This is a genomic window from Rhizobium sp. P1_E6 (assembly GCF_056405875.1).
The window spans coordinates 1-5,364 of sequence record NZ_JBFUBG010000176.1 but is presented as its reverse complement, the minus strand read 5'-3'; the positions used below and the strand labels follow the sequence as shown (position 1 = coordinate 5,364).

6 protein-coding genes are annotated in these 5,364 nt (G+C 53.9%); 4 read left to right on the top strand and 2 right to left on the bottom strand.

Annotated elements, in window-relative coordinates:
- Window positions 1–141: integrase core domain-containing protein (locus AC1D35_RS34640; RefSeq protein ID WP_477942399.1), on the top strand; the 141-nt coding region annotated here is incomplete at its 5' end.
- Between the two features lie 59 nt (window positions 142–200).
- On the opposite strand, the gene AC1D35_RS34635 is transcribed toward AC1D35_RS34640, so the two are convergent.
- Window positions 201–1,172: a DUF2971 domain-containing protein gene (locus AC1D35_RS34635; RefSeq protein ID WP_477942397.1), complete on the bottom strand. Its 972-nt coding sequence runs from the start codon at window positions 1,170–1,172 to the stop codon at window positions 201–203.
- A gap of 1,022 nt (window positions 1,173–2,194) precedes the next feature.
- Here AC1D35_RS34635 and AC1D35_RS34630 point away from each other — a divergent pair.
- The gene (locus tag AC1D35_RS34630) at window positions 2,195–2,737 is read left to right on the top strand and encodes a hypothetical protein (protein WP_477942395.1); all 543 of its coding nucleotides are present in this window, start codon (window positions 2,195–2,197) and stop codon (window positions 2,735–2,737) included.
- Window positions 2,738–2,823: 86 nt separating this feature from the next.
- Here AC1D35_RS34630 and AC1D35_RS34625 read toward each other — a convergent pair whose 3' ends face one another.
- Window positions 2,824–3,621: a hypothetical protein gene (locus AC1D35_RS34625; protein WP_113311659.1), complete on the bottom strand. Its 798-nt coding sequence runs from the start codon at window positions 3,619–3,621 to the stop codon at window positions 2,824–2,826.
- A gap of 806 nt (window positions 3,622–4,427) precedes the next feature.
- Here AC1D35_RS34625 and AC1D35_RS34620 point away from each other — a divergent pair.
- Both AC1D35_RS34620 and AC1D35_RS34615 read left to right on the top strand, forming a co-directional pair.
- The gene (locus AC1D35_RS34620; protein ID WP_113300032.1) at window positions 4,428–4,637 is read left to right on the top strand and encodes a hypothetical protein; all 210 of its coding nucleotides are present in this window, start codon (window positions 4,428–4,430) and stop codon (window positions 4,635–4,637) included.
- Window positions 4,638–4,846: 209 nt separating this feature from the next.
- A partial coding sequence (locus tag AC1D35_RS34615; RefSeq protein WP_477942392.1) for an ankyrin repeat domain-containing protein occupies window positions 4,847–5,364 on the top strand: 518 nt, incomplete at its 3' end.

Here is a 5,364-nt window from a genome sequence, read left to right as displayed (position 1 = left end):
ATACGCATCTCACCCATTCCGGACGCCGCAACAGCCCTCCGGAAGATCGACGGATGGATCGAAGACTATAATGAAATCCACCCACACTCAGCGCTGAAAATGGCCTCCCCAAGGGAGTTCATCAAAGCATTGTCTCAATAGCTGATCTGTCCGGCGAAATGGGGGGCACTCCACGAATATTTTTGAAGCCCGCTATCAGCTCACGTTCGAAGAGGGATCGGTGAATATTTGATTTTTTGGTGCGCGTCCTGCATGCCGGCACGCAGAAGCTCATCCGCCAACGCATTTCCAATGACAACTTGGTATTGCGACGGACCAATCAGAATGCTGTCGATCAAGCTTGGTATGGCGAGACCTTCCAGCGAACCATCGACAGGCAACTTCAATATTCGTTGCGGTATCCCGCCAACGGCCTCGCTCTCAACTTTGAGGAGTTTTCTTTCATCAAGCCCCAGCGTGTGGAAGATTCTCCACTCACGCTCCTCTCTGAAGCCCGGATGCTTTGACCCGTGCGCAATGGTCCGCAAAAGAAAGAAATAGTGACCTACTAGGCGTTCTTGGGGAAGAGAGGTCAGAAATGCTGCATTGAACCTTATTTTTTGTGCGATCAGCAGAAGCGACTGCTCTAAGCCTTGATCCGATAAATATGTGACAGGACTGCTATAAACGCCAAGATCATCGTCAGTGCGGCCGAAAATCGCAGTGTTGATAATAATTCCTACCCCGGCTTGCCCGGACGAKTAGTTTCTCCACATCGAAAGGCGACCGTCATTGCCCTCGTCATCGAGATGCTCTGAGAGACAGGTAACGTAGGTTTCGTTTTGAATGTGCGGCGACCATGCTTGAAACTGAGCGAACGTCTGGTCAGCAAGGCCGGGCGAAATACTGTCCAACGCCTTTTTAAGTTCGTTCATGCCGGTTTCGATTGCCGTATCAACTCGCGTCTGCAGAGACCTCTGGATAAGGCTGAACCCATGGTTTACTTCCATGAAATCGTTCATCACCCGAACGTTTCGCAGCCAGATTTCCTTGTGTTTGATGATCCTTAGCGCGGTATCGGCCGAGCAATAATGAATAAGCTTCTTCTGGCCGAACACTAGCGCCGCCCTACGAGCAACGTCGTCTGCAGCGAAGATTTCGCGAAGCGAGTTTTCGACGTGGTCCAAGATCATTTTGAAATGTCCACAGCAAGTATCGTTGATTGCAGACTGTGGTCATTCGTTTGCAAGATCAACAGGACTACAGATTGTGCACAGATTTCCCTATAGAACTGGGCGTTCTAGACACGAAGGAGACGATCAGCATGACCAACGAAATTCTCGCGCGCGAGCAACTTCCTTGCCTTTTGGCCCTCTGAACGCGCGGGCAGTTTCTCGCTCACAGAAGTTGCCCACTTTATAAACAACAATCGCGCCTTTCCTGCCGAGGAAACCGCGGTTTTGGTGGCCTTTTTCAATGAATTCGCCGACCGTCAACTCGACCTGCGCGGAGATCGCTGGAAAGCGAGATGATGGCCGACTAGCGAGCGCGGGCGCCCCGCTTGCCAGGAGCGGTCAGCAGCTCGGCTCCCGCTTGCTGACGGGCGTGGTGCTCCGAGTTCACGGGCCTACTGTAGCGCGCAAAATCGAATGGCAACAGAAACTTGATCTAAACATCCAATTGAACGGCCACTCATTCTTTCATTGACCGCTTGCGTTGTCCTGGCGATCGGCCCCGACGTTTTTGTCTGCAAATCAAGCCCAGGCTTCAGCTTCGAGTTCGTTGCTCTGTTTTCGCCAATCGGTCACGTCGAGTATGCGAACAATCTCGTCGTACTTGTCCAAGCGGATGCAAAACTGGTCGGGATCGGGCGGATCACGTCTTTCCACGACGTTAGGGAACAGCTCCCCCAGTAACAACAACTGCATCTCGACCTTGAAATCGCCAATCCAAGCTGAGAGCCGCTCCGCAATATCCGATTGACTTTACAACCTATGAGAACAAAATAAGAACATCTGTTTTAAAGAAAGKATTTGCCGATGTCATTGTGCGAGAAATTTATCGTGATGCCATTTAAGAAAGTGCGCGGGAACATTGCTCCCGGCGAGATGCGTCAAGCTTCTAACTCCGCAACTGCCGAACGGCTTGCCGGAGCAATGGCCCGACGCCTCGCCCGCCAGCAGCGTCGAGACAACCGTATCGCCCAGAGCCGATTTTGGCGACAGGTGATTATGAACACATTCTGACTGTGTTGGAAAATATGGTCAGGGTTATAGAGCAAAGCCCCGGAGCATTCAGGGAGATTGACGAGGAGAGTTTGAGAACTCACTTCCTTGTCCATTTGAATGGCCACTATGCGGGCGACGCAACTGGTGAGACTTTCAACTATGAGGGAAAGACCGACATCCTTATCAAGGTCGACGGAAGGAACATCTTTATCGGGGAATGCAAGTTTTGGTCCGGTGAGAAGGCCTACCTCGAAACTCTCGATCAGGTGCTATCGTATCTTAGTTGGAGGGACACTAAGGCTGCTGTTCTAATCTTCAACCGAAACAAAGATTTCAGCGGAGTCTTAACTAAGATCAAAGCAGCGACGCCGGAACATCCAAACTTCAAGAAGCTGGCGATGGAACGGTCCGAGAGCAGCTGGAGTTATTTATTCGGCCACAAAGATGATGCCAACAGAGAGATACTTATCACGGTTCAGGCGTACAACGTTCCCGAACGAATTGAAGCCCGGATGGGGACACGCGCTTAGTTGCTCAACTGCTTCCTCCACTTTCCGGCCTCCCGCTTATGGCGAAGGGGCTCGTACCCATCAACGTGCTTGAGCGCCCCACGGACTTAGTTCGGCGGCTTCTTCGACTTTTCCAGCAAAGACAACACGTAATCCGGGCGTCTCGGGTTATGCGGCGCATTCGATACGCGGTCTCGCCCGAGGAGCACTTCGGCGAGCACCTTCGCCTGTTCAAGCTGTTCCTCGGTGCAGGCTTCTTCCGGCAGTACCGTGCGGCAGTCGAACCAAGTCAAAGCCTTACCAGTCTTACCTTGGGCCGAAACCTTGACGTTGCCAGTGGCGACGGCACCGTTGCCGAGCATGAAGCAGATGTCAGACCCGATGAGATGCTGCCGGGTGGCGATCTCGGCTCCAATGTGGCCGCACATGATGACGAACGTAATACCGTCGCTGAGGGTCGGCTTGGTGTCCCAGCGCTCATAGAAGCGACCCAGCGCATGATCGGAAACATTCGCGACGACCACTCCGGACCATCCGTGCGTGAACGAATGGCGCTGCACGATCAGCGCCTCCTCGCGCTCCCCCGCCATAACGCTCAGGGCGTGGCTGTCGCTGGCGTGCACCGTCAAGAGGCCGTAAAGACCGTCGTCGAACATGTGGAGGTGGCACATGTCCTCTCGAGGGATGGTCATCAGCCTCTTGGCGGCGTTGTTAAGGGCGTTCCAGGTGAACGGACTGCGCGGATCTTTCCAGCCGCGCTCGAAGAGCGGAAAGATCGCCTCTTCCCAGCTCTTGACCGGCTTCCCGGCGAACACCGAGGCGTCCAGCGGCTCCCGCCGCCGGAACTCCCGCCACACCTGCCGGGCGAAGATCCGCCCTTCGGTCGTCACTGGAACATTGCTCATTCAGATCGCCCCTTCGTTTCGTCGTCATCCAGCACGATGCCCCAGCGCCGCGGCCCTGCGCCGCATGATGGTATCCCGGATCAATACCAAACGGGATGCTTCAAATGCCTGCAGGATTTTAAGAGATGTCAGGCGAGTAACCACCGCCTTCTATGCGCTATGCTTCTGATTTGTTGCTGCGCCGATCAAAGCCTGACTCTTCGAAAGGTGTTGTCCTAAACTGCCTAGCGGCCAGAGCTAACACTACAGGCTTAGGGAGCAATGTGGAAATCTTCCCCGCCGCGGAAGCAGGCCATTCGTTTGATTTCTTTGTTCATCAGACAATCAAAAGAGATTTCCGCGTTCATGTGGGAATCTTTTTTGGCAGCAAAGGATAATAGCGACCGCAGACGCGGTTGCTTATTACGCCGCGAACAACTTTAAAAGCCTTGTTTTGTAGGCTTGAAGGGTACTTGAGGTCCGTCGGGGTTTTTTCGAAGGCGTTTTGAAGCAAACATCCAATTCAAGGAATTGGTTCTCGATGAGGCTGCCCTTCTTGGAGGTCGTACTGTCAAGATAAACCCACGGGATGCCCGCTCCGTCCGAGTTAAGAGGCTGATTTTAGGCGTTTTCGCATGCGTTCCCGGATAATCCCAGAGATTCCCACATATTCCGGTTACTAGTGTCAGACAACACCAAGCAGAGGATTCGTTAGGGGCTTTGGGAGCCCCTGCGCGCTTGATCAGCCCGATGATTCAGTCGCCTGCCTTTCGACGTGAATTGTGCTATCCATCAATGGATAACGTTGCTCTGGAGGAGACCATTTAATGATCGCGCGGCAGGATTTGACGAGTGACGAATGGAAATGGCTGGTGCGGCTCTGCCAGCACGAAGCGGACTCAATCCCGAAACAGATTGAAACGCGGTTTGTCGAACTTGGTCTTTCGAAAACGGGTAGTCTTACCGAAGATGCGCGAAGCTTGGTCCAACGCGAGTTGCTGGCTGAGCGACGAAACAGACTGCAAGGCCTTCATTGACAGATCAGCTTCGATGCAATGTAGCTCTCGGTAACCAGTTCATAACAATATCCCTGTTCCAAGCTGCGGTTTGCTACGGAGCCGCAAGTGGCCTCGCACGCGCCGCTCTCCAAACAGATTCGCCATTTATTGTCGATCGCTCATATTCATGATAGCTTAATCACGCTTTCGCGCTTGTGAAGCCAGGGATGGCAAGACGGGGGTGCGCGATGAATATTTTTTGGATCGGCTTGTTCTGTTTAGGCTTGGGGGCTTCCGCCGCTTCGGCAGGCCCTCTTCATGACGCTGCGCGTGAGGGAAATGTCGATCGCGTCAAACAGCTTGCAGATCAGGGGGCAAACCTCTCCGAGCCGGATGATACCGGCGAGCCGGCGCTGCTGATTGCCGCCTTGTCGGGCAAGACTGATGTCGTCACCCTTCTGCTGGACCGGGGCTGCGATATCGAAATCCGCAACAAGGGCGGACTGACGGCCCTGCATGCAGCAGCCTATGGCGGTCACCTCGATATCGTGGAATTGCTGGTGGCCAAAGGCGCCTCCGTCAACGACGACAAGAACTTCTACAGCATGACGCCCCTGCATGCGGCGGCCGAAGAAGGCCACGCCGAGGTCATCGCTTTCCTGCTCGCACAGAAGGCGAAGATCGAGCCGAAGGAAAGAAACGGCTACACGCCGGTGACGCAGGCCGGATGGCGGTCACACTGGGATTCCGTCACTCTATTGTTGAA

What these genes read in the sequence shown, in the direction of transcription:
- AC1D35_RS34625 (WP_113311659.1), bottom strand. Translation starts at nt 3,621, where the DNA reads ATGAGCAATGTTCCAGTGACGACCGAAGGGCGGATCTTCGCCCGGCAG.
- AC1D35_RS34620 (WP_113300032.1), top strand. Translation starts at nt 4,428, where the DNA reads ATGATCGCGCGGCAGGATTTGACGAGTGACGAATGGAAATGGCTGGTG.